The organism is Collinsella aerofaciens (assembly GCF_040926185.1).
Lineage (GTDB): Bacteria > Actinomycetota > Coriobacteriia > Coriobacteriales > Coriobacteriaceae > Collinsella > Collinsella aerofaciens_BC.
Map to the genome: position 1 here is coordinate 55,668 of NZ_JBCOIQ010000005.1, position 26,406 is coordinate 82,073.

Sequence of the window (26,406 nt, forward strand, 5' to 3'; positions counted from 1 at the left end):
TCATTTAGAGCGCTCTAGTTTTTAAAGAGAAGCGTTTTTTAATTAAACCTTTCTCGAACTTTTCAAAAACGCAATAGGGATGCTTAGGTGTTGACTATACTTTCTTCTGTACTCAATCAAGCCGGAAAGGAGGTTCCATGATTCCCAAATACGAGGCGATAGCTGCAGATATCCGTCGAAGCATCGAGGACGGCGCTCTTAAACCGGGCGACAAGCTACCCACCGTCGTTGAGTTCTGCGAGCTCTATAGCGTTTCCAAGATCACCGTCAAGCGCGCGATCGAGCAGATCACCGAGGAGGGTCTTGTTACCAGCCGTCGCGGGTCGGGCACCTACGTTAAGGACACGGCGGGTCTTCCCGACCAGGCGTTTTTCCAGGGCAAAAACGACCGCGCCCAGGGCTTTTCGTATGAGCACCGCGGGGAGAAGGTGACCTCGGTGGTCTACGATTTCTCGATTGTCAATCCACCAGCGGACGTCGCAACTCAGCTGGGAATTGCCGAGGACGACTTTGCCTATCACATCGTGCGCGTGCGCCAGGTCGACGAGAAGCCCATCGTCATCGAGTACACCTACATGCCTCTCGAGCTGATACCGGGCCTTAAAAAGAAGGACCTATACGGATCGGTCTATAGCTTTATCCGCGAGCAATGCGGGCTGAAGATTTCGAGCTTCCACCGCACCATCCGCGCCGTGGCGGCAACCGAGGAAGAGGCCGAGCGTCTGGGCACCAAACCCGGCGCTCCCCTGCTCGAACTCAACCAGATTGGCTTTTTGGATAGCGGCAACGCCTTTGAGTACTCGATTTCGCGCAACGTCGGCGACCGCTTTGAGCTGCACAACGTAACGTTGGCATAGGTTTTTGTAGTCATGCGGGCGCTCGTTATGACTCGATTAGAGCGGGCGGCCGCGCAACACCGTGGGAGTATGAACATGTCCGATTTGATTAAACTGACGCCGATTTTCCACGAGAAGATCTGGGGCGGCCGCCAGCTCGAAACCGTATTTGGTTACGACATTCCCGAGGGTCCCATCGGTGAGTGTTGGGCTATCTCGGCCCACCCCAACGGCGACTGCCAGATCGCGGAGGGCCCGTATGCCGGCCACACGCTGTCGTGGCTGTGGGCCGAGCACCGTGAGCTTTTTGGCAACTGCGAGGGCAAGGAGTTCCCGCTGCTCATTAAGATTCTGGACGCCAAGGACGACCTTTCGATCCAGATTCACCCCAACGACGAGTACGCTGCCGAGCACGAGAACGGCAGCCTGGGCAAGACCGAGTGCTGGTACGTGCTGGACTGCGAGCCCGGCGCCACGATCATCGTCGGGCAGCGCGCCAAGGACCGCGCCGAGGCCGCGCAGATGATCGAGGGTGGCCGCTGGGACGACATGCTCAACGTGCTGCCGATTCACAAGGGCGACTTTTTCCAGATTGACTCCGGCACCGTGCACGCCATCAAGACCGGCACGCTCATTTTGGAGACGCAGCAGTCGAGCGATGTGACCTATCGCCTGTACGACTACGACCGCCCCGGCACCGACGGCAAGCTGCGCCCGCTGCATATTGAGCAGAGCCTCGACTGCATCGATTTTGATGTTCAGGCGCCGACCGACGGCACTGTGACCGCACCCGAGGTCGACGGCGTGACCGAGCTCGAGTCCAACCCCTGCTACACCGTCGATCGCGTGCGCGTCGACGGCAGCAAGACCCTCGAGCAGCGCTGGCCCTTCATGTGCCTGTCGGTCATCGACGGCGAAGGCACCGTCTGCGGCGACCCCGTCCACAAGGGAAGCCACCTGCTGGCCCCGAGCACCGTCAGTTCCATCGACCTCGAAGGCAAGATGGAACTGATCATCAGCCACCTGTAGGTCGCAACAACAACCAAAACGAAACAAGGGGCTCCCCCGTTCTTCAACGAGGGAGCCCCTTGCCATGTCTAAGTATTCAGCCCACCCGGCTCTCCAGATCAAAAAGCGAACGAGCAAAGCGACGTTCGTCCAGCAACGTTACCCAAGGACCTGGGCGGGCGTATAGGGCAACATCGATCGCGAGTTCCGCACGAGCCGGAGAGCACTTAATGTGCTCTCCGTGCGAGCAGGACTGCCCGAGCAGGCGATGTTGCCCCATACGCCCGCCCGGGTCCGCCGGGATTACGACAGCTTGACGATTGGAGCAAAGCCCTTCATCAACTTTTTGGTCTGGCCGGTCTTTTCGAATTGGACCTCGATCATGTCTCCGGCGACCGAGATCACGGTGCCCGTGCCAAAGGTCTTATGACTCACGGTATCGCCCGCGGCAAAGTCCTGCGACGCGCTGGCGCGATCGACCTTGCGCTCCACCGTCGGCGACACCTTGGACGACGGCTTTTTGGCTCGCGGCGCGCCCGAGCCAAAGGTCGAGGCAACGCGGCCGGCGTCGGGCGAAACCCCACGATGGCGCTCGGTCCCGTAACTGCTGCCGCCAAAGAAATCGTCGAAGCTCGACCCGCCGCGCGAGCCAGAGCCGCCCGTCGAGCGCGTACGCGAGCCAAACACCTTGCCGCCGTACATATCCGAGCCCATGCCCGATCCAAAGGTGCCGTGACGGTCGCCGCGCTTCTCCCAGCCCGTGCCCTCAAAACCGGCAGAACCGATGCCGCTAAACTCGATGTCCTCGAACGGAATCTCGTTGAGGAAGCGCGAGCGCGGGTTGGCAGAGGTCAAGCCGTAAGTGCGACGCGTGGCCGCATAGGTCAGGAACAGGCGCTTGCGAGCACGCGTGATGGCGACGTAGGCCAGGCGACGCTCTTCCTCGAGCTTGCCCGGATCGTCACTACCGCCAAAGTCGTGCACGTGCGGGAAGATACCCTCCTCCATGCCGGCCACGAACACCGCGGGGAACTCCAGGCCCTTGGCGGAGTGGATGGTCATCATGGTGATGGCATGTGTCTCGCCGGCCAGGGAATCCAAGTCGGAGCGCAGGGCCAGCCACTCCATGAGTGCCGGCAGCGCCTTGCAGGTGAGCGGGCCGTAGGTGCGCTCGATCTCGTCGGCATGCACGGCACCCGCCGGCATCTCCGTCGGCGCGGCATACGCGTTGCCCGCGATGGCGGCGGCCAAGGCATCCTGCGGCGAGAGCGCCGGAGCGGCTAGGTTATCGAGCGGATTGGAACCTGCGGCATCGCGCGCGCCGACGAGTGCCTCAAACGAGGATGCCGGAGCGGACGGTCCCGGCTCGGGCGCGGGCGCACTCACCACGACGGGCTCGGACTCGGCGCCGGCAGGCACGTCGGCAACACCGGCCGCGCGCAGCTCTTCCAAGCTCTCGAGCGTACCCTCGATATCCTCGTGCGTCTCCTCAAATTCGGCGGCGACGCCCAGGAATTCCTGGATGTTCTCGGCGCGGCTCTCGGACTCCATGGTGCCCTCGGCGCGAAACGCCTGCAGCAGACCCGTCTTATCGACAATCATCTCGACGACGTCCTTGAGCTCGCCGCTCATGCGGCGACCCTCGCGCACCAGCGACACAAAGCTCGACAGGCCATTGCGCACCTTGGCGCTAAACATACCGGTCTCGGCGCACGCGATCTCGCAAGCCTGGAAGAACGAGCAACGATTGTCGCGCGCCAGCTGCTCAATCTTTTGGATCGAGGTGGAGCCGATGCCGCGGCGCGGCGTGTTGATGACACGCTTGACGCTCATCTCGTCGGCCGGGTTCACGATCATCTTGAGGTAGGCCATGACGTCGCGGATCTCGGCACGGTCGAAGAATCGCGTGCCGCCCACGATCTTGTAGGGCACGCCCGCGCGCAGGAACATATCTTCGAGAATACGCGACTGGGCGTTGGTGCGATAGAACACGGCGATGTCGTCGTAACTCGTGCCCTTGGCGTGTAGCTTCTCGATCTCGCCGGCAATCCAGCGGCCCTCGTCGCGCTCATCGCTTGCCTGGAAGGCCTGGATCTTCTCGCCATCGCCCTCGGCCGTAAACAGGCGCTTGTCCTTGCGCTGCGAGTTGTGGCGAACAACGGCATTGGCGGCGCTCAGGATGTGACCCGTGGAGCGATAGTTCTGCTCCAGCTTGACGGTCTTGCAGTTTTTAAAGTCCTTCTCAAAGTCCAGGATATTGGTGATGTCGGCGCCACGCCAGCTATAAATGGACTGGTCGTCGTCGCCCACGACCATGAGGTTTTGGTACTTGGCGGCCAGCAGGTTGGCGATCTCGTACTGGACGTGGTTGGTGTCCTGATACTCGTCGACGCTAATGTAGCGGAAGCGCTCTTGATACTTGTCGAGCACCTCGGGGCGGGTGCGCAGCAGCTCGAGCGTGCGCACGAGCAGGTCGTCGAAGTCCATCGCGTTGGCGGCGCGCAGGCGGCGCTCCAGCTCCAGGTAGACCTGCGCGGCCTTTTTGTCATTGGGGCTATCGGCGCTCTTGAGCATGTCCTCGGGGCCGATCATGGCGTTTTTGGCCGAGCTGATCTTGCTGCGGATCATGTTGATGGGGAACTGCTTTTGCTCGATGCCGAGCGCCTGCATAATGTCACGCACCATGCGCTTTGAGTCATCGTCATCGTAGATGGTGAACTGGCCGGTGTAGCCCAGCAGATCGGCGTCCTCGCGCAGCATGCGCACGCACATGGCATGGAAGGTGCACACCCACATGCCACGGGTGCCGCTGGGGATGAGTGCCGTCAGACGCTCGCGCATCTCTGCCGCAGCCTTGTTGGTAAACGTAATGGCAAGAACCTGCCAAGGCTTAACACCCAGGTCGCCGAGCATATGTGCGATACGGAAGGTCAAGACGCGGGTCTTGCCCGAGCCGGCGCCGGCGAGCACCAGCAACGGGCCCTCGGTGGACAGGACCGCCTCGCGCTGGGCGGGATTAAGGCTGTCGATGTCGACGAGCGGCTTGGCGGGCTTGGGCGCCGGCGCGGGAGCGTCGTAGATGTCGAGCGGAACGAGCTCGGGCTCCGGCGCGGCGGGGGCGGTGTATGCATCGAGTGGCACGGGTTCCGGCGCGGGCGGCACGGGTACCGCGGCGTTCTTTTCCCAGGGCAAGGGCTGGGTCATGGGCGACTCCTCATCTGACGGACGGCGCGCCTGCGGGCAGCGCCATAGTTTGAGCCGTACCAGTATACCGAGCCGCGCGGACACCGACGCAAATCACACCACGACTCCGCGCACCGCCACCACCCAAGCGCCCCAAATAAGTTGCGGTGAAATAGTTCCTGAAACCAGCCTTCTGGCCCCCAAACAGGAACTATTCCACCGCAACTTCGATTGGCTTGGAGGGCTAGAATATCTACCACTTCTACCTCATCCCCACATGGCAGGAGGACCTCTGTGAAGCATAAGGTGCTCTATTACATGGTCGACGGTTCGACCGAGGCGGGCCAGGCGGCGCTCGACGCAATCGAAGGCGGCAACCAGATTGAGCTGGTGGGCTGCGCGCATGAGCCCAATGTCTGCCCCACTGCCGAGCAGCTGGCAGGCTGCGAGGGCTTTGTCGGCGAGTTCGGTCCCGTTGACGATGCATGTGCCGACGCTATGGCAGCCGCGGGAATGCGCATTGTCTCGAACATGTCTATCGGCCTGAACCACGTTGCCGTCGACCGGCTGGCCTCAAATGGCATCACCGTCACCAACTGTCCCGGATACTGCTCGGACGATGTCGCCCAGCACACCGTTGCCCTGATGCTCGACCTGATGCGACAGGTCACGTTGCTCAACCGCGACGTGCGCGACGGCGCCTGGAATCCGCTGGGCGGGTATACCATGCACCGTACGCAAGGCCGCACGTTGGGATTGGTCTTTTTTGGCAGCATCGCGCGCGCCGTCGCGCCCATCGCGCAGGCGCTCGGCATGAAGGTACTGGTGTGGGCGCCGACCAAGACGGCAGAAGAGCTTGCCGCCGCCGGTTGCGCCAAGGCTCAAACGCTCGATGAACTGCTCGGCGCATCAGATATCGTCAGCCTGCATTGTCCGCTGATTCCCGAGACCGAGAAGCTGATTGGCAAGCGCGAACTTGCGCTTATGAAACCCACGGCATTTTTGATTAACACGGCCCGCGGGCCCATCGTGGATGAGAATGCCCTAGTCGCCGCGTTGGACGAGGGCATCGCCAGCGGTGGCACGCGTGGCATCTGCGGCGCCGCGCTCGACGTGCTCGCCGATGAGACCGCGCCCAACCAGGCTCTGATCGCGCACCCGCGCTGCATTGTCACGCCCCATTGTGCGTACAGCACGCAGGAAGCCTACGACACCGTCCGTCGCATGTCGCTGCAGGCCGTAGTAGACAAGCTCGTCTTTAACCGCAAGCCCGAACACACCGTTACCGAATAATTGGTGCAAAGCAACCTGACCCCAATGCACCAATCACGGAACCGCCGATGCCATGGCAACGGCAGCGAGCGGCGGCCAGAGCGAACAAATTGGCATGAAAAGAGGGCGGCATAGACCTTTTGGTCATGCCGCCCTCTTTGAATGACAAGTTGTCGCTCTGGACGCCGCGCAGCGTCAACCAAGTTACAGGCCGAGCATAGGCTCCAGGACGAAGAAGTATGCGAGCACCACGATGCCCAGGACGATGCGGTAGACGCCGAAGCACTTAAAGTCGTGACGACGGACAAAGCCCATGAGCCACTTGATGGCGATGAGCGAAACCACAAAGGCCACGACGCAGCCCACGCCCAAGATGGCGACCTCGTTGGCGCCAAACGTGCCGCCCTTAATGAAGTACTTGACCAGCTTGAGCGCGCTCGCACCGAACATAACGGGGATGGCCAGGAAGAACGTGAACTTGGATGCCACCGAGCGCGTGCAGCCCAAAAGCAGGCCACCGATGATGGTGGAGCCAGAGCGCGACGTACCCGGCACCAGCGAAAGTACCTGGAAGCAACCGATGCCCAGCGCCGTCTTCCAGCTCAGGTCCTCGAGCGTAGTGATGGAGCCAAAGTCCAGGTCCTCGTCATCGTCCTCATCCTCGGCAACAGCCGCCGCGGGCGCCGCAAAGTGCGCACCGGCGGGACGTCCACCCGACACCACAGCACGCGAACCAAACGAACCGGCAACGGCCATTTCCTCGCGCTTGCTCGCGCGCCAGTTCTCGATCACGATAAACAGCACGCCGTACACAATGAGCGCCAGCGCCACGACGGGAGCGTTATAGAAATGCTCCTCCATCCAGTCGTTGAGCGGCAGGCCGATCGCCGCGGCGGGAATGCAGCCGAGCACAATCTTGCCCCACAGCACCCAGGTGTCGCGACGGCCCTCCTTGCCCTTGCTGGGCGAGAACGGATTGAGCTCATGGAAGAACAGCACACAGACGGCCAGAATGGCGCCGAGCTGAATCACGACCAGGAACATATTCCAGAACGTCTCGCTCACGTTCATCTTGACGAACTCGTCCACCAAGATCATGTGACCGGTCGACGAAACAGGCAGCCATTCGGTGATGCCCTCGACCAGGCCCATGAAGGCAGATTTTAGAAGCTCGATAATATCCAAAGGGACCCCCTCGTTAGACACCCGCCGGTAGATGTTCTGCGGACGATGCGGGCGATGTCCCATTATCAACCGTTGGCGGTGCGACCGCGCCTACCCTTACCAAAAAACTCGCCCGTTCACAGAATTGCGAGCAGTCAAACCGAAATCCTTGGGTATAACTGCAACAAGATAAAGTGTCCGGCGGCCAACGCGCCCGCGCCCGCCCGACGCACGAGCCCCGCGCCCGTGCGATAGACCAAGGAGGAAACCATGAATGAGGGCTACACCAAGGTATTTGTTTCACTCGACGGTACTGAGCAGCAGGATTTTGTGCTCGCACGCGCCATCAAGGTCGCCGCGAACAACGGCGCTAAGCTGATCATCGGCCACGTCATCGACTCCACCGCGCTCGAGAGCGCCGGTTCCTATCCGGTCGACCTGGTCAACGGCTTGGAGGAGGCCTTTAACAACTCCATCGCCAAGCAGCTCGAGGAGGCCAAGGCCAATCCCGACATTCCCGAGGTCGAAGTTATGATTCGCGCCGGCCGCATTCGCGAAACCCTCAAGGACGAGATGCTCGACGTGGTCAAGCCCGACCTGGTGCTCTGCGGTGCCCGCGGCCTATCCTCGATTAAGTATGCGCTGCTGGGCTCGATTTCGACGTTCCTGCTGCGTAACACGGACTGCGACATTTTGGTCGTGAAGTAGGTTCCTTCCCGTCGGCGCAAGGCCTGCGGGGTTATCACGCCGACGTCCTCGCCGCTTCGCGGCTGCGGGATGTCGGCTTAGATAGCCCCTCCCGGCCTTGCGCCTTCGTCACCGTACTTCAACGAGTTATCTGATTAAAAGATGGCGTGCCGCCCCGTTTGGGGCGGCACGTTTTTGTTATGGGGCGATTCTGTTTAGGCGGGTTTGTACTTCTGGAATGATCTTATCGAACATTGCTTCTGCCTCAGGGAAACCTTCTTCTTTGAGGCTGCGCGCTGCATCTCTCAGTGCGTCTGGCACCTCACTGCAGGTGTCGTTAATCATTCCGGTGACGATCCCCTGGGGCAAACCCGCCTCGGCCATTTGCCTCAACACCGACTCGCGAGTCACATCATCGATTTTTCGGCTTCCGCCAAACGAAACCCCCATCTCGCGAACGAGATTGGGATAGATCGTTGTACACAACACGTCGTAGAGCGGCGCCAACCTCACTTGCTTCCAGTCCTCGTCCCACACGAGTGACCAATTCTTAAGATGGTTGTCGCAGTTTCCTACGGCATAATCGAACAGTTGGTTATAGCCAACAAGAAACCTATCCTCCATCTGATTCGTCGACACCCTTCGTACCGCGTCGACGATAAGCCCCAGGTAATTGACGCCCGTTGGCTCATATTTAAGCTCGCGCGAAATGCCTTTTGCCTGACAAATGTCCTCCTGGTGCAGACGATTTGGAACCAGCAGCCCATCGAGCGAACGACCACCATTAGACATCGCTCGGTCAAACCGCTTCACGGCGATAATCGGTTCGGCATCTTCAACTCGAATTAGAAAGCACTCTTCGGCTGATAGATCCATCAGCGAAGCAGCTCTCACGCACATCGCTTCACAAACCGTCTCGCCCGGAAACGCCTTCGACCCCGCTTTGAGGATATGCGTCGATGGGGCTGCCCCGTGGGGCAGATACCATCCGCCGCATGAGTCATCACCCGCATGGTAGAGGCCGATTTTCGCCTGAGCGCCCGCAAGGGAAATTCGACTCTCGAGCGCAAGACCAAAGGCCACCTCCGCTGGCGCGTACGCCAGCTTGTTCAGCTGCTTCTCCCCTATCTCCTCATAGCCCATTTCGAGACCGTCGGCCGAAGGTTCTCGCGTCAAAATCAAAGCGCCGACGGGTTCGTTGCGAACCAAATCGAGGACCTTAAAGTAATCGCCGCGTTCCGCCCGAGCCTTTTTCTCAAGGTCTCTATTGAGCTGTCCCTCTGGAATAATGCCGGAGAAAAAGGAGCTCGTTACGTCCGGGCTGAATGTCTCGGCCGACAAGGGCAACGAGGACGAAATCGGAACCGCGTCAGCATTCTCGAGGTACTCGGGGACATAGGTGAATAGCGGAAGCCCAGCATTCTCTTCCAATATGCCAAGCAGCTGGTAGGATCCCTTAAACTCACGATGAACGAACAGCGTGCCGCCCATTATTTTCCCCTCACCTTCAGAATAAAATCGATATCCACGATGGAGGCGTAGTCGAAAATGACGCCGATTTCGACCGTTGTCCGCCCCCGCTCGATATCGCCTATCACACGAAGGCTGCGACCCGTCATAGTCGCGACGTCGCGTTGAGTTAGACCAAGTTCACGCCTTCTAAGCCTAAGGGCCTTCCCCATCTCGCCCGGATCGAAAACCATGCGTTCCGAGAAAGCAGTTTCAGACGGCTTAAGTTTGATGCGCCCATCGAGCACTTTAGTCGTTGTCACCGTTCTCATGTCGCTCCTTAGCTATGTTCCCATTCGTGAACATAGTATAGAACTGTAAAGCTATGTTCCCGAACGTGATTATAGCTTTACAAGTAATACCTATATTCACGTTCGTGAACATAGTAGCCAAAGCAATCGTCATCCTCCTAAACGGGAAGATTCCGTCGATTGCGCCACGCGGACCGGCTACTCGAAGTATTGGAACTTGTTCGTTGAGAAGGCGAAGGTTACGGTGAAGCCTTCGCCGGGCTCCGACGCTGCGGTGACGTCGATGCCCATCTTGGAGCACAGGCGCGCCACCAGGTAGAGGCCGATGCCCGTTGTGCGCTTGGTGATGCGGCCGTTGTCGCCGGTAAAACCCTTCTCGAACACGCGCGGCAGGTCGGCCGCGCTCACGCCACAGCCGTTGTCGGCAACGGTCAGCTCGATGCGCTCGCTTGCCAGGCCCTCGTCCAGCAACGCGCCCGAAAACGTGATCTTCGCACCATCCTCACGTGCGTATTTAATGCTGTTCTGAATGAGCTGGCCCAGAATAAACTCGAGCCACTTCTCGTCGGTAAAGACCTCGAAGTCGAGGTTCTCGCACACCGGGGCCACATGCGCCGCGATGAGCTCGCGGGCGTTGGCTTTAATCGCACCCGTCACCAAGGTCTTAAGGTCCCAGCGACGAATCAGGTAGTCGCGCTCCACGACTTCCGAGCGCGCATAGTACAGCGCCTGGTCGATATAGCGCTCCACGCGGGCAAGCTCGCGACCCAGGTCATCCACACGCGACAGATCGTCTTCGCTGCCGTCCTGGTTTTCCAAAAACAGATGGGCTGCTGCCAGGGGCAGCTTGGCCTCGTGGACCCAGCTCTCGATATAGTCGCGGTAGTCATCGGTCTGGCGCCGGCCTTCCGCCACCTCATCGCATGCCGCCTTGCCCACCCGGCGCAAGACCTCGTACTCGAGCTCGCCCTCAGCATAGGTCGGGCATTGCACCATCTCCTGCACCCATGCGGGACTCTCGAGCTCCTCGGCCGCACGCTCCAGCTGGCGCAGAAAACGACGACGGCGCGCGTACTCGATCACGATGCCGAGCATACCAAAGATAAAGGACACACCGACCGCCACGACCACGATAGAAACGGGTGCGCCGGCGACCGTCAGCACAAAGCAGCTCAGCAGCACGCCGCACGTCCACACGGCGACGAGAAGCAGCGCATCTTTAAAGAACTTGCCAAACGACATAGCCGGCCCCTAGACCGAATAGCCCTGGCCGCGGTGCGTTGTCAAATACCCCTTGATGCCGATTTTTTCGAGCGTGGTGCGCAGGCGGTTGATGTTGACGGTGAGCGTATTGTCGTCCACGAAGGCGTCGGAGTCCCACAGGTCCTGCATGATGGCCGAGCGCGAAACGATCTTGCCCGCGCGGCTCAGAAACAGCGAGAGGATACGCAGCTCGTTTTTGGTGAGCTCGGTGCTGGTGCCCGTTTGTGTGTTGGTGACCATGGAGCGTGCGAGGTCGAGCTCCAGTCCCTTGTGGACGAGCGTGCTGCGCTCGCCCGCCGTCGCGGTGCGACGCAGTAGTGCGTTGATGCGCGCCACGAGCACACGGGCGCTGTAGGGCTTGGGAACAAAGTCGTCCGCGCCGAGCGTCATGGCCATGACCTCGTCAATCTCGGTCGTGCGCGAAGTGAGGACGATGATGGGAACCTCGGATTCGCGGCGAACCTCATGGCAGATATGCTGGCCGTCCTTGACGGGAAGCGTCAGGTCGAGCAGCACCAAGTCGGGCGCGGCGGCGAGAATATCGCGCGAAACATGCTCGAACGATTCGCAGGCCTCGACCTCAAAACCGGCACGGGCAAGGATGTCGGCAAGTTCGCGACGAATGGGCTCGTCGTCCTCAACGATATAGATCAGCGCCATGGATTCCGCTCCCCTCTTGGTTGTCTTGCCACCATTATGGCTGCGAAACTGCAGGTGCGCGCCACGCACGTCGCCAAGGTGACAGAACTGTTCGCGAGCGGGGGCGTTTTGTCCGCCTTACGCTCGCGACGGGAACGGGGACCAAAATGATTATTAAATCCCCGTCCCAGAATAATCATTTAGCGACGGGCGCGGAGCTTTTCGTAGCCGTCGGCGAAGAAGGTGACCATAGCAGCGTCCGCCTCAGCGGCATCGGTATCGTCGGCAGGGACCACGCCGTGCTCGTCGCTCACCAGAAACAGCGCGCCCTTAAGCTGCGCAGGAATATCTACGCGCGTGACCGGGATGCCCTTGGTCTGGGCCAGCTGCTCGATGAGCGTCGCCGTGCCGCACAGGCACTCGTCCGCTGGCGCCACAAAGGCAAGCTCGCCGTTATCGACGGCGGCGAGCAGCTCGGGCGCCACGCCGGTTTCGTCGGCCTCGGAGCGGGCCTCGGCGGAGCGGGCACGTAGCGCCTTGGCCGACGTATCGGCTAGCGGCTCGTACTCCCCCACCGTCATGGCGGCGTTGCCGTTGACGTCGATCACCAGCATGAGCACGCCGTCGCGTGCGGTGTAATCGCCCTCGGCAAGCGACCACTCAACGTGCTGCTTGGCCCAGCTGAGCATGTTATGGGTAAGCGGCTCGCCCTGCACCAGGCGCTCGGACAGCGCGCGAATATGGCGGTTGAGCATGGGCACCTTTTTGTTGGACATGCGCCAACGGCAGACAAGCGCGGGCTTGTCGAGCGTAAACTTCTCGACCGCTTCCTGATTGGCGCAAAAGTCCTCGTACGCACGCTGATCCTCGGCATTGCCAAACAGCTCGGCATCATCAATCTGGGGCATGGTTGTACCTTTCGTGTTAGTCATTCCGTCCTCTTATACCAAAAAGACGGCCCTCCAAACGGAGCGACCGTCTTTTGCGGAGATTATTTTGACGATATGGTCAGGCGACCGATCAGCTTAATGGGATAGAACAACATCCCATTAAGGGTTTTCCAAGTGCCCGAGATTGCCCCGAAAGAGGAGCGCCGCGTACTAAATGTACGCAAGCGACGGTTTGAGGGGCAAGGTCGGGTACTTGGGAAAGCCTCTAGTGCCTAAAATGCCTGGCGCCCGTAAAGACCATAGCAATACCATGCTCGTTGCAGGCCTGGACGCTCTCGTCGTCGCGCTTGGAGCCGCCGGGCTGGATGATGCAGGTCACGCCATGTGCAGCAAGCACGTCGACGTTGTCGCGGAACGGGAAGAATGCGTCGCTTGCGCAGGCAAAGCCGCCCTTCTCCACGCCCTCGCGCTCGCAGAAGTCCTCGGCACGCTCGCAGGCCAACAGTGCAGAATCCACGCGGTTGGGCTGACCCGGGCCCATGCCAATGCCGGCCTTGCCCTTGGAGACCAGGATGGCGTTGGACTTAACGCCCTTGCAGACCTTCCAGGCAAACTCGAGCTCGGCCATCTCGGCGTCGGTGGGCTTGCGGTCGGTGGGGAACGTAAAGGTCGCGGGATCCTCGGTCACGTGGTCGACTTCCTGCACCAGCATGCCGCCGTCGATAGAGCGCAGCTCCACCTGGGCGCCGTGGTCCACGCCGCCGGTCGCCAACACGCGCAGGTTGGGGCGCTTGGCCATGCGCTCGAGCGCCTCGGCAGTGTAGCTCGGGGCGATGATGACCTCGACGAACTGCTTGTTCTGATCGGCAAAGTGCTCAACCAGCTCATAGGGAACCTCGCGGTTGCAGGCGATGATGCCGCCGAAGGCGCTCTTGGGATCGCAGGCGAAAGCGCGGTCGTAGGCGGCCGTGATGTCCTCGGCCACGGCGGAGCCGCAGGGGTTCTGGTGCTTGAGGATCACGCAGGCAGGCTCGTCGAACTCGCGGACCAGGTTCCAAGCGGCGTCGGCATCCAGATAGTTGTTGTAGCTGAGCGGCTTGCCCTGGATCTGCTCGGAGCCCACGAGCGGGAACTGCGAGCTCGCGGTATTCTCGCAGCCCTCGGCAAAGCGATAGACCGTGGCCTTCTGCTGCGGGTTCTCGCCATAGCGCAGGTCGTCGACCTTCTCCAGCGAGATCTCGAGCTTGGCAGAGGTATCCGCCACGTCGCTTGCCTGGGCGGCGAGCCAACGGGAGATAGCCGTGTCGTAGGCGGCGGTGGTCTGGTAGACCTTCACCTGCAGGCGACGACGGGTGGAAAGCGTGGTGCAGCCACCGGTCTCGTGCATCTCGGCCAGGACGGCATCATAGTCGGCCGGGTCGGAAATGACGGTAACGCTCGCGGCGTTCTTAGCGGCAGAGCGCAGCATGGAGGGGCCACCGATGTCGATGTGCTCGATGGCATCCGCGAAGGTGACCTCGGGGTTGGCGACGGTCTTCTCGAACTCGTACAGGTTGACGACCACCAGGTCGATCAGCTTAATGCCGTGCTGAGCGGCCTCCTGCATGTGCTGCTCGGAATCGCGACGGGCAAGCAGCGCGCCGTGAACCTTGGGATGCAGCGTCTTGACGCGGCCGTCCATCATCTCGGGATAGCCCGTGAACTCCTCGATGGGGGTTACGGGAACGCCCGCGTCCTCGATGGCACGAGCCGTGCCGCCCGTAGAGATGATCTCGACGCCAAAGTCGTCAACCAGCGTCCGTGCGAAATCGACGACGCCCGTCTTATCGGTAACCGAGATCAACGCGCGTGCGATCTTCACATCAGATCCCATGCAGTCCTCCTGTCTGGTACGCCGCCGTGCTCTGTGAGTCGGTGATACGTCGATCTGCAGCGCTCGCGCAGCGGCATTGAAAATACTGATTCAATGTAGCGCATCGAGCGCGACGATGCACCCCGCAACGCACGGCTGTGCAGAAAAAGCTTCGAGCGGGGGTTGCAGGAGCGCCACTGGGCACGGTGAGTTCATGGAACACAGGGGCACCATAATTAGATGCCAATGGCGTGGTAGAACTGTGCTCGATATGCATCCGCAATAGAAAGAGGCACCATGGTCTCGCGGGTTCTCTACCGACCGTTTGATACCGAAGATTTCGACGCCATCGCGCTGATCCTGCAGCAGCTTTGGCACAACAACTCGGATAACGATGAGTACAACCGCCTTGAGGCCGCGTGCGATCTTGCCTACTGCCTTTCTTCATCGACGTTTTCACAGGTTGCCGTAATCGACGGTCAGGCGCGCGGCATTGCGCTTGCACGCGCAGGACAGAGCTCCGGCGTCACTATCAACGAACATTGGATGGATACTGAGCGTGCACTGCTGTCGCAGATGCGCGAGCTGGAGCCCGATGCGTGCGCCGAGTATCTCTCGTTTGTGCGCGCAACCATCCGAACCAACAACCGCCTGCTCGAGAGCAGCCCGTTACCGCACGACAACGAGGTAACGCTGCTTGCCGTGGATCGCGACGTCCATGGCCTGGGCGTTGGCTCGGTTTTGCTCGATGCCGCGGTCTCGTATCTTTCCTCGCGCGGGGCGACCAGCGCACACCTGTACACCGACTCCAACTGCTCGTGGAAGTTCTACGAGTTGCACGGCTTTAAGCGCACCGCCACGCACCGCGCCAACCGCGAGGAACGCCGCCACGCCATGCCGCGCGAAAGCTTCCTCTACGAGCTGGACCTAACCGTCTAGGCCCAGCAGCCATACCTAGTCGTTGGGGACGTTCTTAAATGACTAGTCGCTGGGGACAGTCTTCGTAGGTAGCGCATAAAAAGGGGATGGGCTTTCCCCGACAGCTGTCGAGAAAAGCCCATCCCATAGCTTACGACCGTTAGAACGTTCCGCCGCCGCCACCGCCGACGCCGCCTCCGCCGCCGCCCGAGAAGCCGCCGCCACCGCCGCCGCCCGAGCTGTCGGAGCTCGAAGCCAGCTCACGGATGCTCTCGTGATACACATCGTTAAATGAATCGAGCGGCGAATCGATACCGTAATGATGGTAGTACCACCAGTAGCAAGGGTAATTGTCGTAGAAACCGTCGGCCTCGCGCACCTCGGGAGGAACAGCCTCGGCAAGCTGACGCAGGACTTCCTTCGAAACGCCCAGCGCCGCACCCATCACCAGCAGCTTGTTCCACAGTACCAGATCGCCGGGGACGGCTTCCTTTAGGCGCGTGAAATCCTCGAGCCAATGCTTAAGCGCCTTGCAGCGAGCCGCAACCTCGGCGCCCTCCGGCGTAAAGCGGCGGAACGTAAGGCCCACGCCAATACCCACCAGCACAATCGGCACCGAGATAACCGCGGCGACAATGTTCGCGTGTGCGCCGTCGGTAAAGAAGATGGATCCCGCGGGAACACAGGCGATCAGAATACCAAGAACCAGGCAAAACACCATTGCGACAATGCCGTCAGAGGCAACGTACTCGCTATCGGCCAGCTTGCCCTTAACGGTGTTCTGATAGTCCTCGAGCTTGTCGCCCACGGGCGTAGCGTGCTGCTTGACGTAGTGCTGCAGCTCGTCGAACGTGCGCGAGCGATCGCCGTTCTCGTCGGGCTTAGCACCGGCAAAGAAGACCTTGAGCACCATGCGGTCAATGCCCTTGGCCGACTTCCAACCCGCATCACTCACCGTCACGCGATACGTTTGCTCTTCTTTTTCACGCCCCAACAGGCCTTTCTTGGCCTTGGTCACGGTCGCCTGCTCCAGCTTGATCACACGGTCGTCGGTGAGCTTCATGAGCGTGGCGATATATGCCTGATCGGGCACCTCGTTCCAGCTCATGAGGGCCGAAAGCACAGCGGGATGGTCGGCCGAAGGCACATCGCGGAAATATTCGTCCTGGAAAAGCGGCTTTGGCTTGCGGCGGCGCAGCTTGAGCACAACGATTGTGCCGGTAAAGGCCACCGCCGCGACAACACTTAGCACGGCAAGTACATTGGCAATCATGCGAGCGTGAGCGCGGCGGGCGTTAGCTTCGTCGGCCCATTCCTTCTCTTCGCCCAGGATCGTTGACATGCGTTCTTCGCCCGAGGCGGCAAGCTGCGGCACCCAGTCGCTGGGGAAGGCGATGCGCGCCTCGGCGAATTCGCCCTGATGCACGCAGGGAATGGTATAGGTGACCATGGGTTCATCCGCATCGAGTGACACGTCGCCCGTCAGCGGACCGTGACCCCATGCGCGGAAGTTATCGCCCTTGACGGCCGCCGTCCCGGCAGCGGCATTTGCGAAGTACACTTCCATCTCGACATCGTCGGAATCCGCGGACCAGCCGTCACCCACGAACTTCCAGTAGAGCTCGGCGGTATCGGCCCAGTTCATGACCGCACCGGTCATGGTGTAGCTCACGTAATAGATCGCGCTATCGCCGCTCTCGTGGGGGCTGAACACCTTAATCCTTACGCCGTCACCGGTCTGCTCGACCGTGTAGACGCCAGAGTCGCCCTTGTTCGCGCTATCGACTTTGTTAAACGCGGTGTCCTCTTCCTCGACACTCAGCACGTCGACGCCCGCCGTGCCGCCCTGCTGGTTGGTGCCCGTATTGATCTCCCAAAACACGCCGTTGATGTCGTCGTCGAAATCGAACTGGCGTCCCTCGACAACGGTCAGCGATCCATCGGCCTCAACCGTGGCGCCGATGTAGGTTTGGCTCATGGAGTAGCCGTCGGCGTGTGCGGCGGCAGGCAGCAGCAACAACGCAAGCGCGACGAGTGCGCAGACGGAAGCGAATCGCGCGAATAGGCGGCGCTGCCGACAGGTCTTGGCAACGGGGGCGTTCATAGGCACATCCTTTGTCTGTGATACCAACAGCGTCATTGTCCCACGTTTACGGGCGCACATGACGAATATCTAGGCGACCGGAGCGCCAAATGGGACAAAAGTCACGCCCGCCGCCAGCAGCTAGTCATTGGGGACGTTCTTAAATGACTAGCCGTTAGGGACACTCTTTGGCATGGCATGCACCAACGATAGATACCATTTCACAGCTCCGTCACAGGTGTAGTGGCTTTGTGTGGGCGCGGCATGCGCTGATTGAGCCGCCAGCCGAGGGGCATAAAGCAGTTGAGCGAAAACGGTTTGCCCCTTTGCCGTTCGCTCGAGGATCATGTCCCCCTTTTCCGCGGAAACCCCGGCAGTTGCGAAGAGCTGCCGGGGTTTCTGTCGTCTAAGGCGCCGAATTGATGGACAGGAATCAAAGCGCCGAGTCTGCGGCCCGCCATACGCAATGCGGGGCTTCGACAACTTGCGGACCACAGTGACGTCTCCCCATTGCGCCCCGCGCTATACTCGTCCGCATGGATATCAAAGCACGCAACATAGCAACGCCCGCCGCGGACGCGCCAACGACGCCGGCCGCCTCTGCCCCCGCGCCCGTCGTGGGCCGTTTTGCCCCGTCGCCCTCGGGCCGCATGCACCTGGGCAACGTGTTCAGTTGCCTGTGCGCGTGGCTTTCGGCCCGCAGCCAGGGCGGCCGCATCGTACTGCGCATCGAGGACCTGGACGATCGCTGCAAGCGCCCGGAACTTGCCGCTCAACTGATTGACGACCTGGCCTGGCTGGGGCTTGAGTGGGACGAAGGTCCCTACTACCAGCACGATCGCCTGGACTTGTACGAGGACGCCCTGCACCAGCTGCAAGACGCCGGCCTCACCTACCCCTGCTTTTGCACGCGCGCCGAACTCCACGCCGCGAGCGCGCCGCACGCCAGCGACGGCACGCCCATCTATCGCGGCTCCTGCCGAGGGCTTTCGGCCGAAGAGGTCGCCCGCCGCAGTGCCCTGCGCGCCCCGGCCACGCGCCTGCGCGTGCCCGCCGTCGACGACCTCGCAGACGATGTGATCGAATTCGTGGACCGCACGTACGGGGCCCAATGCGAAGCGCTCGCCACCGAATGCGGCGACTTTTTGGTGCGCCGCAGCGACGGCGTGTTTGCCTATCAGCTGGCCGTGGTGGTCGATGACGCCGCCATGGGTGTTACCGAGATCATACGCGGATGCGACCTGCTTGGCTCCACACCACGCCAGATCTACCTGCAGCATCTGCTGGGCCTTCCCACGCCGCACTACGCGCACATTCCGCTGCTCATGTCACCGGACGGCCGCCGCCTTTCCAAGCGCGACCGCGATCTGGACCTGGGCGAACTACGCGCCCGCTTTGGCACGCCCGAGGCACTACTGGGCTGGCTCGCCGGGCAAACAGGCATCGCGCCAGACACCACGCCGCGCTCTGCCGAGCAGCTGGTCGAGCACTTTAGCTGGAACGTCATCCGGGAGCATCGGGAAAACATCACTGTAACGGTCGAGTAGCCAGCCACCGCGCCTCTACGCAACATCCCAGGGCTGGAGTTCGTCGCCTAGGCGAACGATGCAGTCGTAGAGCACGGTGTGGCGCTCGGCCGGATTGGCATCCCGATGAAAATGTCCGTAGTACCAGCGCTTGTAATCCAAGCGGTCTTCCAGCTCATCGAAAAATGCCGTAAGCCGATCAACGGCGGGGTAATTCCAGCCGGGTGCCGGATAAAGCGTGGGCGAAAGCATACGCGTTGAGCAGGTGTGGGTGACCACGTAGTCGACCTTCCAGCCCGCGCTGTCGAGCTTTGCCCGCGTCTCCTCAAAGTTGCGCTCGTCCGGCAGCTCCTGCGGCCACCAGCTGGAATACGGAATGCGGTATTCCTTGTCCACGCTCGTGGCGCCACCCATGGTAAAGATCATTGAGCCGTCGAGTTCAAAAACCTCGCCGCGCGTCAGGCGCCGTATGGGAGAGGTGTCCGACAGGCGCTGCGTCAGCCCGCCGTGCCACAGCTCCATGGGACGCTCCGCCCAGTGATCGAAACGCTCGTGATTGCCGTCGACGAACAGCACGGTATAGGGACGCGATTCCAGCCAGGCAATATCGGCACATTCCTCGGCAGAGAAATCCCACGGAAAGCCAAAGTCGCCCGCGACGATGAGATAGTCGTCGCTCGTCAGGCTAGCCCCAAGGTCCCAATCGCGCAGCTTTTGCATGTCGAGGCCGCCATGGACGTCGCCCGTCACATAGACCGTCATCGGATTACCACTTCCCTGTAAGTCGCTAGACCGCATTCTGCACGATCACTAAGCCAACCGTTCCAGCCCTTCCACCCCTTAGGGCTTACCCTTCGTTCTTCCATCCAAACGGGTCAAGCACCCAAAAAACCAGATCGAGCACGCCGCCGGTCATCATGGCGCCGGCAAGGGCCATGCAAACGTGCAGAGAGCTGGCACTTCGGAGCACGTCGAATGGCCCCAGAACAGCCAGCAGCGCAACCGCTGCGCCGACAAGGCACAGCGCGAGGCACGGCCCTGCGTCCCTGACGCACTTCTTTGCGAGATGCTTGGTGTTGTCACTCATCAATATCGAACTCCTTAGAGGGTCGTCGTTCAGATGCATGCCGCCGCGGCAGAGCAGGGCGGCAGGGAAAGTGTCACATGTCGTGCGGACATCAATGGAGAAACCGCCTGCTCGACCAACCCTTGACGCCGTTTTGCACCGGCGCCCCATCCCCGTTATCGAGGTCTAATACTTTTCCGCGAAGTGAACGGCTGTTTTTGGACCCCTGGAGCATCCGCATTTTTCAACGGCAAAATCGCAGGATTCCGGCAGCAAAACCGCAGGAAACGGCACCTCTCAAGTGTCGATGCTTCGGGTGTCCGCTTTCACTCGTTCACTTCTCGGAAAAGTATTAGACCTCGCTGTCGGCCGCCCCAAAGACCTGTCCTTCCCTTCCCCACGCCACGCAAAACCGGCCTTCCCCTTGCCTGCGCGCCCCGCGTCACGCGCTTCGCCACCCAAAAACTCATCCAACATTAATCTTGGCTCAAGAATCGCTTAATCTATAACCTGCACTATAGAGTTCGACCAAGGGCGGGGCGGCGTCACGCAGGCCGCCGAACGCAACGCTCGCGCCCGGGCAGATCGCCCGGCGTCGCGCCCATCGAACGAAAGGAACAGGTCATGGACGACCTCGAAAAAGTTGAAACCATCCGCACCAAGTGCAACGTGAGCTACACCGATGCCAAGGCCGCGCTCGACGCCGCCGACGGCAACGTCGTGGATGCCATCATTTGGCTCGAGTCGCAGGGCAAGACCCAGACCACGTCGGCGCACGCCGCCACCGAGTCCGCGCCAGTCGATGAGCCCTCAGCCGAGATGGTCGCCGCGCAGGCCGCCTACGAGAAGTCGAGCGAAAAGACCGACTTCTCCAAGAAGATGGACAGCGTGTGGGAGTACCTCAAAAAGCTCTTCCGCCTGAGCCTGGACACCAAGTTTATCGCCACGCGCCGCGACGCGATCATCCTCAACATTCCCATCCTGATCCCCATCGTCGCGCTGTTTGCCTGGGGCGCCACGATATGGCTGATGCTGATTGGCCTGTTCTTTGGCATGCGTTACCGCATCGATAGCGACGGCGACGTACCCGGCAGCATCAACAACCTTATGAATCACGCTGCCGATGCCGCGGACGACATCAAGCAAAATCTCAACGACGACAAGTAATCTCAGACGGGGGCACGCATGGCACGGATCCTGATCGTAGAGGACGAGGAGAAAATCGCCCGCTTTGTGACGCTCGAGCTGGAGCACGAGGGCTACCAGGTGGAGCACGCCGCCGACGGCCGCACCGCCGTGGACCTGGCGCTGGAGCGCAACTACGATCTGATTCTGCTCGATGTGCTGTTGCCGCAGCTCAACGGCATGGAGGTGCTGCGACGCGTCCGCAAGCACAAGGATGTACCGGTGATCATGGTCACCGCGCGCGACGCCGTGATGGACAAGGTGGCCGGGCTCGATGCCGGCGCCGACGATTACCTGACCAAGCCATTTGCGATTGAGGAGCTGTTCGCACGGATCCGCGTGGCGTTGAAGCGCTCGGAGGCCGTGCGGGCGGCTTCGGGCGTTGGCGGCGCCGGCGCCGGGACGGGCATGGCGGCCGGTGCGGGCGTCGGCGCCGGTGCGATACCCCCGGTCAGCGGCTCGGCCCAGGCATCCGCCTCGCCCTCCCCCGCCGCGCTCGTCGTGGGTTCGGTCGCGCTCGATCCCAACCGCCGCGAAGTCACGGTCGGCGGCTCGCCCATCGCGCTCACGGCCCGCGAGTTCGATGTCCTCGCCCTGCTTATGACGCATGCCGAAACCGTGCTCACACGCGAGCGCATCGCGCACGAGGCGCTGGGCTACGAATACGTGGGCGACACCAACAACGTCGACGTGCACATCGCGCACCTGCGCGCCAAGATCGAGGACGCTGGCGGTGTCCGCATCCTCCAGACCGTGCGCGGGGTGGGCTATGTCTGCCGCGCGTAACGCCGAGACCAAGCGCGTCACCTCCATCGCCCGCGCCATCAACTGGAGCTACATGTGGCGCCGCTTGGTAAGCTACGTCTGGCTGGATCTGTTACTGCTGCTTGTTGCGGCGGCGATCCTCGTCTATGGATACAACCAGACGCTACCCGACGGCGCGTTTACCGCAGAATGGATTCCAGGCGCCACCGTTCACGGCATGTCGCTGACGCCAGCACGCGGCTGGGATCTGACAACGCTTACCTATACCGTCGAGCTTGCGCGTACCACCAAGACCTTCCCCCTCGCGCAGGATCTGGTCATGCTGTGGCCCCTTTATCTTGTCGTTGCGGGCTGGCAGGTCATCAGCGTGCTCAACATGCTCGGCGGCGCGAGGCGCGTGCGCCGTACCATGGCGCCGCTCAACGACCTGGCCTTGCGCGTGGACGAGCTCGGCCGTATGCAATTCGCCGGCGGCAAGATGGAAACGCTGGAGCAGGCCATCGAGCGCGCAAGCGTCGACTCGCCAAGCGTCACCACCGGCGACGCCGACTTGGCGAGCATCGAGGTCGCGCTCAACCGCCTACTGCGTCAGATGCAAGAAGCAAAGCTGCAGCAGATGCGCTTTGTCAATGATGCGAGTCACGAACTGCGCACGCCCATCGCGGTGATTCAGGGCTACGTAAACATGCTCGATCGTTGGGGTAAGGACGACCCGGACGTGCTGGCAGAGTCCATCGCCTCGCTCAAGACCGAAAGCGAGCATATGCAGGAGCTCGTGGAGCAGCTGCTGTTTTTGGCGCGCGGCGATGCCGGCCGCACCGTGCTGCGGCGCGCGAATACCAACCTGGCCGCACTGGTCGGCGAGGTTTGCGAAGAATCGCAGATGATTGATGCCACGCACGCGTATCGGCTGGCCTTTGACGCTGCGCTCGCCAGCGACCCGCGCTGCGACGCGTCCGTCGATGTCGCGCTTGTGAAGCAGGCTCTGCGCGTAATCGTGCAGAATGCCGCCAAGTATTCGGACGCGGGCACGACCGTCACGTTTGCCATAACGCCCGATGCGGGCACGGGCGCGATTGACATAAGCATTGAGGACGAGGGCATCGGCATGAACCAGGAATCCGCAGCTCACGCGTTCGAGCGGTTCTACCGTGCCGACAACGCGCGCGATGTCGGCGCACAGGGTTCGGGCCTGGGGCTCGCCATTGCCAAGTGGATTGTCGACAGCCACGGCGGCGTCATCGGCGTGACCTCGGTCGAGGGCGTCGGCAGCCGCTTTACGATTCGCCTGCCGCGGTAGGAAGCCCCTCGACATAAATAAAGGGATAGGGCCACGCAGCCCTATCCCTTTTTGCTAGCTATAGCAGCTTGTGCGCTACTCGCGGCACAGGTGCACGGCAAAGCCGGCGAACTCGCGCTTAAAGTACACGAGCTTGGTGCTACCGTCGGGCAGCAGCGCGCGCGACTCCTCGTTGACCTCGAGCCCGCGCTCGGCAAACCACTTCTCGGCCGCATCAATGTCGTTGACGGCAAAGCCGATGTGGCCCTTGGTGCCACGACCATTCTGCTTCATGACCTCGACCAGCGAATCGTTAAAGTACGAAACCGGGGTCTCGATAACGGGCAGACCCATCATCGTCGAGAACAGCTCCGCGATCTCCAGGGCGTCTGCCGGGTCGGTGGCGTTAATGCCCACATGGGCAACGCGCATGCCAAAGAGCTCGACCGGATTGGCGTTCTGCTCACTCATGCAGTCAGCGCCTACTGAGCCATGACGTCGAGGACGGCCTTCTCGGCGGCGACGCGGTTCATGCCGGTCATGAAGGGCACGCCGCTCACGTACGGGCAGGTAAGGCCCTCGGGGGCAACGGTGGTGGCGATCAGCAGATCGGCGCCCTCGTCGCAAACGTCCTTGGCCTCGGAGATGGCGCACTGCACGATCTCGTACTTGTCGGCGTAACCGTTGGCGTCGAGCATGGTGGCGACCTTCTGGGCAACGAGCGTGGAAGTAGCAGCGCCAGCACCGCAAGCCAAAACAATCTTCTTCATAGGTAATGTCTCCCTTCGTGGTTTACTTTAGGTAAGTGTACCGCAGCGAGCGATGGCACTCAGCCTCGATGAGCTTTTATGCCAGTTTGCTTGCGCGCTGCGTATAATACATCTAGTACGTGTTGTCATACCGCTCGCTTTATGAGCGACTAAGGACCCTAATATGCCCGATTCCCGCACCCTCTGGACCGCCGTCGTCATCATCTGTATCGCCGTGTCGGTATTCTTTAGCGTAAAAAAACGCACCACGTTTAAGCGCCTGCAACAGCTTATGGCTGCCAAGCAGTGGGACGAGTTCGATCGCTTGCTCGACGGCAAACTCACCAGCATGCTGTACCCGCGCTATAACCGCGACTACCTGCGCCTGAACTCATATCTGCTGCGCGAGGACCACAAGCGCGCCGACGAGATGTTCGATTTGCTGTTGGGGCTTAACCTGCCCAAGATGCAGCGTGTCGACCTGGTAATTAAGGCCTTTAACTACTACGTTGGCCAGGAGGACCGCAAAAAGTCCAAGGAGCTGCTGCACGAGATCAAAGGCTTTGAGGGCGGCCAGGCCGAGGCAGTCGCACACGAATGCCAACTGATGTACGACACGATGATTCTCAAGCGCCACAACGACATTCCCGAGCTGGAGCGCATGCTCAAGGAGGCCGGTGACGACAAGGTCAAGAGCTGCCGCTTGGAGTATCTGTTGGCTCTGCAGTACAAGAACAAGGGCGACGAAGCCAAGTTCCAGGAGTTCCTGGAGAAGTCGGGGCAACACTCGATGGCCGTCAACGCGTAACGGACGGCTTGTGCTAGACTTCTAGTCTCACGGGGGCGTGGCGGAATTGGCATACGCAGGAGACTTAAAATCTCTCGCCGCAAGGATTGTGGGTTCGAGTCCCACCGCCCCTACCATATGGAGCTTTCGAGCCCGTGTCCCCAAGGGATGCGGGCTCACTTCTTTTAGATGCCGGTGGGACTCGAACCCGCGAGGGGGGGGCGAGCGTCAAGCGGACGCGCAGCGTCCGCAGCGAGCCGGCGAGGGCGCCAGCAGGCGTCCGAAGCCGGTGCGGATTTGCGCAGCAAATGCGCGGACGTCCCACCGCCCCTACCATTTGGTTTTTACGAGCCCGCGTCCCCCAGGGATGCGGGCTCGTTTCTTTTACACGCCGGCGGGGCTCTAAGTTGCGGTGGAATAGATCCTGTTTATACCGTTTACCAGCTTATTTAGGAACTATTTCACCGCAACTCAGAGGAAGACGGTTAAAGAGCACTCAGGCTCGGGGTCCAGCCGATGGTGGGAGTCGCGCCGTCGAGGGTTTCGTTGATAGTGGCGGCCATGCCGGCGAGGAGGCTGTTCTCGCTTACGGTGAGCGCATCGTAGCCGCCGGCACGCATGAGCTCGCGGATCACCACGGCGCCGGCCAGAATCACGCCCGCGCGCTTGGGCTGCACGCCCGGCAACGCGGCAATGCCTGCAACATCCAACGCAGACATGCGCTCGATAGCGGCCGAAACCTGATCCAGCGAAAGCTCGCGCAGGTGCACAAAGCTCGAGTCGTACGGTTCCAGCTCGTGGACCAGCGCCACGAGCGTAGTAACGGTGCCACCCACGGCAACCAGGCGCTCGGCGCGCTCAAAGTTGCTGGGCAGGCTCTCAAAATAGGCAGCAAACTGCTCGCCCGCCCAGTCGGCAGCGGCCGTAAGCTCGCCCGTCGCAGGCGGCAGGGCCGAGAAGAAGCGCTCCGTTACGCGACGGCATCCAATGTCCAGCGAGCGCGTGCCCTCCAGCGCAAAGATCCCTCGCTCCGGTGCGTACACGCCCGTCGCGAGCTCCGTGGACCCGCCGCCCGAATCGGCAACGATAATGCGCTCGCCGGCAAAGTCGTGCGCCACGCCAAAAAACGTCAGGCGCGCCTCGACCTCGCCCGGAATCACCTGTGGCTCGAGCCCCAGCTCGCGCAGACCGTCCAACAGCAGCGCGGCGTTGGACGCATCACGCGCAGCGCTCGTGCACGTGGTGCAGATGCACGCGGCCCCAAAGTCGCGCGCCTCGGCCACGAACATGCGGCACGCGGCGAGCACGCGTTCCACAGCCGCCTCGCAAAAGCGACCCGTCGCGTCGACGCCCTCACCCAAGTCTGTAATCTCGGTATGCTTGGACGATTCCACAATCGCCCCGGCCTCAACCTGCGCCAACACCAGTCGCGACGACACCGTTCCCAGGTCGATCGCCGCCACCTTATATCGTTTGCAATCTGCCATTGCGGGC

At 61.3% G+C, this 26,406-nt stretch carries 24 protein-coding genes and 1 tRNA gene; 11 read left to right on the forward strand and 14 right to left on the reverse strand.

Annotation, left to right across the window (positions count from 1 at the left end; translation table 11 throughout):
• The first annotated feature begins 137 nt into the window (after positions 1 to 137).
• Both AB5750_RS03660 and manA read left to right on the forward strand, forming a co-directional pair.
• On the forward strand, positions 138 to 857 hold the full coding sequence (locus AB5750_RS03660) for a GntR family transcriptional regulator (RefSeq protein ID WP_117648347.1): 720 nt from the start codon (positions 138 to 140) through the stop codon (positions 855 to 857).
• A gap of 75 nt (positions 858 to 932) precedes the next feature.
• Complete coding sequence (manA, locus tag AB5750_RS03665; RefSeq protein ID WP_438266016.1) at positions 933 to 1,865, forward strand: mannose-6-phosphate isomerase, class I; 933 nt, start codon at positions 933 to 935, stop codon at positions 1,863 to 1,865.
• 282 nt (positions 1,866 to 2,147) lie between these two features.
• Here the strand turns inward: manA and AB5750_RS03670 are convergent, their stop codons facing one another.
• Positions 2,148 to 5,048: an ATP-dependent helicase gene (locus tag AB5750_RS03670; protein ID WP_368145683.1), complete on the reverse strand. Its 2,901-nt coding sequence runs from the start codon at positions 5,046 to 5,048 to the stop codon at positions 2,148 to 2,150.
• Between the two features lie 273 nt (positions 5,049 to 5,321).
• Between AB5750_RS03670 and AB5750_RS03675 the strand changes: the two genes are divergently transcribed.
• Positions 5,322 to 6,320: an NAD(P)-dependent oxidoreductase gene (locus AB5750_RS03675; protein WP_368145682.1), complete on the forward strand. Its 999-nt coding sequence runs from the start codon at positions 5,322 to 5,324 to the stop codon at positions 6,318 to 6,320.
• Between the two features lie 183 nt (positions 6,321 to 6,503).
• Here AB5750_RS03675 and AB5750_RS03680 read toward each other — a convergent pair whose 3' ends face one another.
• Positions 6,504 to 7,484 (reverse strand): undecaprenyl-diphosphate phosphatase, encoded by a 981-nt coding sequence (locus AB5750_RS03680; protein WP_368145681.1) that lies wholly within the window; start codon positions 7,482 to 7,484, stop codon positions 6,504 to 6,506.
• 249 nt (positions 7,485 to 7,733) lie between these two features.
• Between AB5750_RS03680 and AB5750_RS03685 the strand changes: the two genes are divergently transcribed.
• Positions 7,734 to 8,171, forward strand: coding sequence for a universal stress protein (locus AB5750_RS03685; RefSeq protein ID WP_055251269.1), 438 nt, complete (start codon positions 7,734 to 7,736; stop codon positions 8,169 to 8,171).
• 177 nt (positions 8,172 to 8,348) lie between these two features.
• Here the strand turns inward: AB5750_RS03685 and AB5750_RS03690 are convergent, their stop codons facing one another.
• The 6 genes from AB5750_RS03690 to purH all read right to left on the reverse strand — a co-directional run bounded on the left by AB5750_RS03690 (position 8,349) and on the right by purH (position 14,575).
• Positions 8,349 to 9,641 carry a HipA domain-containing protein gene (locus AB5750_RS03690; RefSeq protein WP_195363295.1) on the reverse strand — a complete coding sequence of 431 codons (1,293 nt, stop codon included), beginning with the start codon at positions 9,639 to 9,641 and terminating at the stop codon, positions 8,349 to 8,351.
• Positions 9,641 to 9,931, reverse strand: a complete 291-nt coding sequence (locus tag AB5750_RS03695) for a helix-turn-helix domain-containing protein (protein WP_195363296.1) — start codon at positions 9,929 to 9,931, stop codon at positions 9,641 to 9,643. The genes AB5750_RS03690 and AB5750_RS03695 overlap by 1 nt, the downstream gene beginning before the upstream one ends.
• A 177-nt stretch (positions 9,932 to 10,108) precedes the next feature.
• Positions 10,109 to 11,152 (reverse strand): sensor histidine kinase, encoded by a 1,044-nt coding sequence (locus tag AB5750_RS03700; RefSeq protein WP_368145680.1) that lies wholly within the window; start codon positions 11,150 to 11,152, stop codon positions 10,109 to 10,111.
• 9 nt (positions 11,153 to 11,161) lie between these two features.
• Positions 11,162 to 11,833, reverse strand: coding sequence for a response regulator transcription factor (locus AB5750_RS03705; RefSeq protein WP_368145679.1), 672 nt, complete (start codon positions 11,831 to 11,833; stop codon positions 11,162 to 11,164).
• Between the two features lie 179 nt (positions 11,834 to 12,012).
• The gene (locus AB5750_RS03710; RefSeq protein WP_368145678.1) at positions 12,013 to 12,720 is read right to left on the reverse strand and encodes a hypothetical protein; all 708 of its coding nucleotides are present in this window, start codon (positions 12,718 to 12,720) and stop codon (positions 12,013 to 12,015) included.
• 247 nt (positions 12,721 to 12,967) lie between these two features.
• Positions 12,968 to 14,575: a bifunctional phosphoribosylaminoimidazolecarboxamide formyltransferase/IMP cyclohydrolase gene (gene purH / locus AB5750_RS03715; protein WP_368145677.1), complete on the reverse strand. Its 1,608-nt coding sequence runs from the start codon at positions 14,573 to 14,575 to the stop codon at positions 12,968 to 12,970.
• Between the two features lie 276 nt (positions 14,576 to 14,851).
• Between purH and AB5750_RS03720 the strand changes: the two genes are divergently transcribed.
• The gene (locus tag AB5750_RS03720) at positions 14,852 to 15,493 is read left to right on the forward strand and encodes a GNAT family N-acetyltransferase (RefSeq protein ID WP_368145676.1); all 642 of its coding nucleotides are present in this window, start codon (positions 14,852 to 14,854) and stop codon (positions 15,491 to 15,493) included.
• A 139-nt stretch (positions 15,494 to 15,632) separates the two neighbouring features.
• On the opposite strand, the gene AB5750_RS03725 is transcribed toward AB5750_RS03720, so the two are convergent.
• The gene (locus tag AB5750_RS03725; protein ID WP_368145675.1) at positions 15,633 to 17,576 is read right to left on the reverse strand and encodes a DUF2207 family protein; all 1,944 of its coding nucleotides are present in this window, start codon (positions 17,574 to 17,576) and stop codon (positions 15,633 to 15,635) included.
• Between the two features lie 515 nt (positions 17,577 to 18,091).
• Here AB5750_RS03725 and gluQRS point away from each other — a divergent pair.
• Positions 18,092 to 19,102: a tRNA glutamyl-Q(34) synthetase GluQRS gene (gene gluQRS / locus AB5750_RS03730; protein WP_349090359.1), complete on the forward strand. Its 1,011-nt coding sequence runs from the start codon at positions 18,092 to 18,094 to the stop codon at positions 19,100 to 19,102.
• Between the two features lie 15 nt (positions 19,103 to 19,117).
• On the opposite strand, the gene AB5750_RS03735 is transcribed toward gluQRS, so the two are convergent.
• Complete coding sequence (locus tag AB5750_RS03735) at positions 19,118 to 19,843, reverse strand: metallophosphoesterase (RefSeq protein ID WP_368145674.1); 726 nt, start codon at positions 19,841 to 19,843, stop codon at positions 19,118 to 19,120.
• Between the two features lie 85 nt (positions 19,844 to 19,928).
• Positions 19,929 to 20,168 (reverse strand): hypothetical protein, encoded by a 240-nt coding sequence (locus AB5750_RS03740; protein ID WP_349074370.1) that lies wholly within the window; start codon positions 20,166 to 20,168, stop codon positions 19,929 to 19,931.
• Between the two features lie 603 nt (positions 20,169 to 20,771).
• Here AB5750_RS03740 and AB5750_RS03745 point away from each other — a divergent pair.
• The 3 genes from AB5750_RS03745 to AB5750_RS03755 are packed head-to-tail and all read left to right on the forward strand — an operon-like array spanning position 20,772 to position 23,397.
• Entirely contained in the window at positions 20,772 to 21,314 is a 543-nt protein-coding gene (locus tag AB5750_RS03745) for a UBA domain-containing protein (RefSeq protein WP_368145673.1), read from the forward strand.
• A gap of 18 nt (positions 21,315 to 21,332) precedes the next feature.
• Positions 21,333 to 22,118 (forward strand): response regulator transcription factor, encoded by a 786-nt coding sequence (locus AB5750_RS03750; protein ID WP_368145672.1) that lies wholly within the window; start codon positions 21,333 to 21,335, stop codon positions 22,116 to 22,118.
• Positions 22,102 to 23,397, forward strand: a complete 1,296-nt coding sequence (locus AB5750_RS03755) for a sensor histidine kinase (protein WP_368145671.1) — start codon at positions 22,102 to 22,104, stop codon at positions 23,395 to 23,397. Before AB5750_RS03750 ends, AB5750_RS03755 begins: the two co-directional genes overlap by 17 nt.
• 75 nt (positions 23,398 to 23,472) lie before the next feature.
• Here AB5750_RS03755 and AB5750_RS03760 read toward each other — a convergent pair whose 3' ends face one another.
• Positions 23,473 to 23,847 carry a VOC family protein gene (locus AB5750_RS03760; protein WP_117802785.1) on the reverse strand — a complete coding sequence of 125 codons (375 nt, stop codon included), beginning with the start codon at positions 23,845 to 23,847 and terminating at the stop codon, positions 23,473 to 23,475.
• An 11-nt stretch (positions 23,848 to 23,858) separates the two neighbouring features.
• Positions 23,859 to 24,146, reverse strand: a complete 288-nt coding sequence (locus tag AB5750_RS03765; protein WP_148332642.1) for a PTS sugar transporter subunit IIB — start codon at positions 24,144 to 24,146, stop codon at positions 23,859 to 23,861.
• A gap of 163 nt (positions 24,147 to 24,309) precedes the next feature.
• Between AB5750_RS03765 and AB5750_RS03770 the strand changes: the two genes are divergently transcribed.
• A complete protein-coding gene (locus AB5750_RS03770) occupies positions 24,310 to 24,933 on the forward strand; it encodes a hypothetical protein (protein ID WP_138341467.1) in 624 nt (207 codons plus the stop codon).
• Positions 24,934 to 24,964: 31 nt separating this feature from the next.
• Positions 24,965 to 25,049: transfer RNA gene (locus AB5750_RS03775), tRNA-Leu, on the forward strand.
• 348 nt (positions 25,050 to 25,397) lie between these two features.
• On the opposite strand, the gene AB5750_RS03780 is transcribed toward AB5750_RS03775, so the two are convergent.
• On the reverse strand, positions 25,398 to 26,399 hold the full coding sequence (locus AB5750_RS03780) for a Ppx/GppA phosphatase family protein (RefSeq protein ID WP_368145670.1): 1,002 nt from the start codon (positions 26,397 to 26,399) through the stop codon (positions 25,398 to 25,400).
• Positions 26,400 to 26,406: the final 7 nt, after the last annotated feature.

What these genes read in the sequence shown, in the direction of transcription:
- AB5750_RS03660 (WP_117648347.1), top strand. Translation starts at nt 138, where the DNA reads ATGATTCCCAAATACGAGGCGATAGCTGCAGATATCCGTCGAAGCATC.
- manA (WP_438266016.1), top strand. Translation starts at nt 933, where the DNA reads ATGTCCGATTTGATTAAACTGACGCCGATTTTCCACGAGAAGATCTGG.
- AB5750_RS03670 (WP_368145683.1), bottom strand. Translation starts at nt 5,048, where the DNA reads ATGACCCAGCCCTTGCCCTGGGAAAAGAACGCCGCGGTACCCGTGCCG.
- AB5750_RS03685 (WP_055251269.1), top strand. Translation starts at nt 7,734, where the DNA reads ATGAATGAGGGCTACACCAAGGTATTTGTTTCACTCGACGGTACTGAG.
- AB5750_RS03690 (WP_195363295.1), bottom strand. Translation starts at nt 9,641, where the DNA reads ATGGGCGGCACGCTGTTCGTTCATCGTGAGTTTAAGGGATCCTACCAG.
- AB5750_RS03695 (WP_195363296.1), bottom strand. Translation starts at nt 9,931, where the DNA reads ATGAGAACGGTGACAACGACTAAAGTGCTCGATGGGCGCATCAAACTT.
- AB5750_RS03700 (WP_368145680.1), bottom strand. Translation starts at nt 11,152, where the DNA reads ATGTCGTTTGGCAAGTTCTTTAAAGATGCGCTGCTTCTCGTCGCCGTG.
- AB5750_RS03705 (WP_368145679.1), bottom strand. Translation starts at nt 11,833, where the DNA reads ATGGCGCTGATCTATATCGTTGAGGACGACGAGCCCATTCGTCGCGAA.
- AB5750_RS03710 (WP_368145678.1), bottom strand. Translation starts at nt 12,720, where the DNA reads ATGCCCCAGATTGATGATGCCGAGCTGTTTGGCAATGCCGAGGATCAG.
- purH (WP_368145677.1), bottom strand. Translation starts at nt 14,575, where the DNA reads ATGGGATCTGATGTGAAGATCGCACGCGCGTTGATCTCGGTTACCGAT.
- AB5750_RS03720 (WP_368145676.1), top strand. Translation starts at nt 14,852, where the DNA reads ATGGTCTCGCGGGTTCTCTACCGACCGTTTGATACCGAAGATTTCGAC.
- AB5750_RS03725 (WP_368145675.1), bottom strand. Translation starts at nt 17,576, where the DNA reads ATGAACGCCCCCGTTGCCAAGACCTGTCGGCAGCGCCGCCTATTCGCG.
- gluQRS (WP_349090359.1), top strand. Translation starts at nt 18,092, where the DNA reads ATGGATATCAAAGCACGCAACATAGCAACGCCCGCCGCGGACGCGCCA.
- AB5750_RS03735 (WP_368145674.1), bottom strand. Translation starts at nt 19,843, where the DNA reads ATGACGGTCTATGTGACGGGCGACGTCCATGGCGGCCTCGACATGCAA.
- AB5750_RS03740 (WP_349074370.1), bottom strand. Translation starts at nt 20,168, where the DNA reads ATGAGTGACAACACCAAGCATCTCGCAAAGAAGTGCGTCAGGGACGCA.
- AB5750_RS03745 (WP_368145673.1), top strand. Translation starts at nt 20,772, where the DNA reads ATGGACGACCTCGAAAAAGTTGAAACCATCCGCACCAAGTGCAACGTG.
- AB5750_RS03750 (WP_368145672.1), top strand. Translation starts at nt 21,333, where the DNA reads ATGGCACGGATCCTGATCGTAGAGGACGAGGAGAAAATCGCCCGCTTT.
- AB5750_RS03755 (WP_368145671.1), top strand. Translation starts at nt 22,102, where the DNA reads ATGTCTGCCGCGCGTAACGCCGAGACCAAGCGCGTCACCTCCATCGCC.
- AB5750_RS03760 (WP_117802785.1), bottom strand. Translation starts at nt 23,847, where the DNA reads ATGAGTGAGCAGAACGCCAATCCGGTCGAGCTCTTTGGCATGCGCGTT.
- AB5750_RS03765 (WP_148332642.1), bottom strand. Translation starts at nt 24,146, where the DNA reads ATGAAGAAGATTGTTTTGGCTTGCGGTGCTGGCGCTGCTACTTCCACG.
- AB5750_RS03770 (WP_138341467.1), top strand. Translation starts at nt 24,310, where the DNA reads ATGCCCGATTCCCGCACCCTCTGGACCGCCGTCGTCATCATCTGTATC.
- AB5750_RS03780 (WP_368145670.1), bottom strand. Translation starts at nt 26,399, where the DNA reads ATGGCAGATTGCAAACGATATAAGGTGGCGGCGATCGACCTGGGAACG.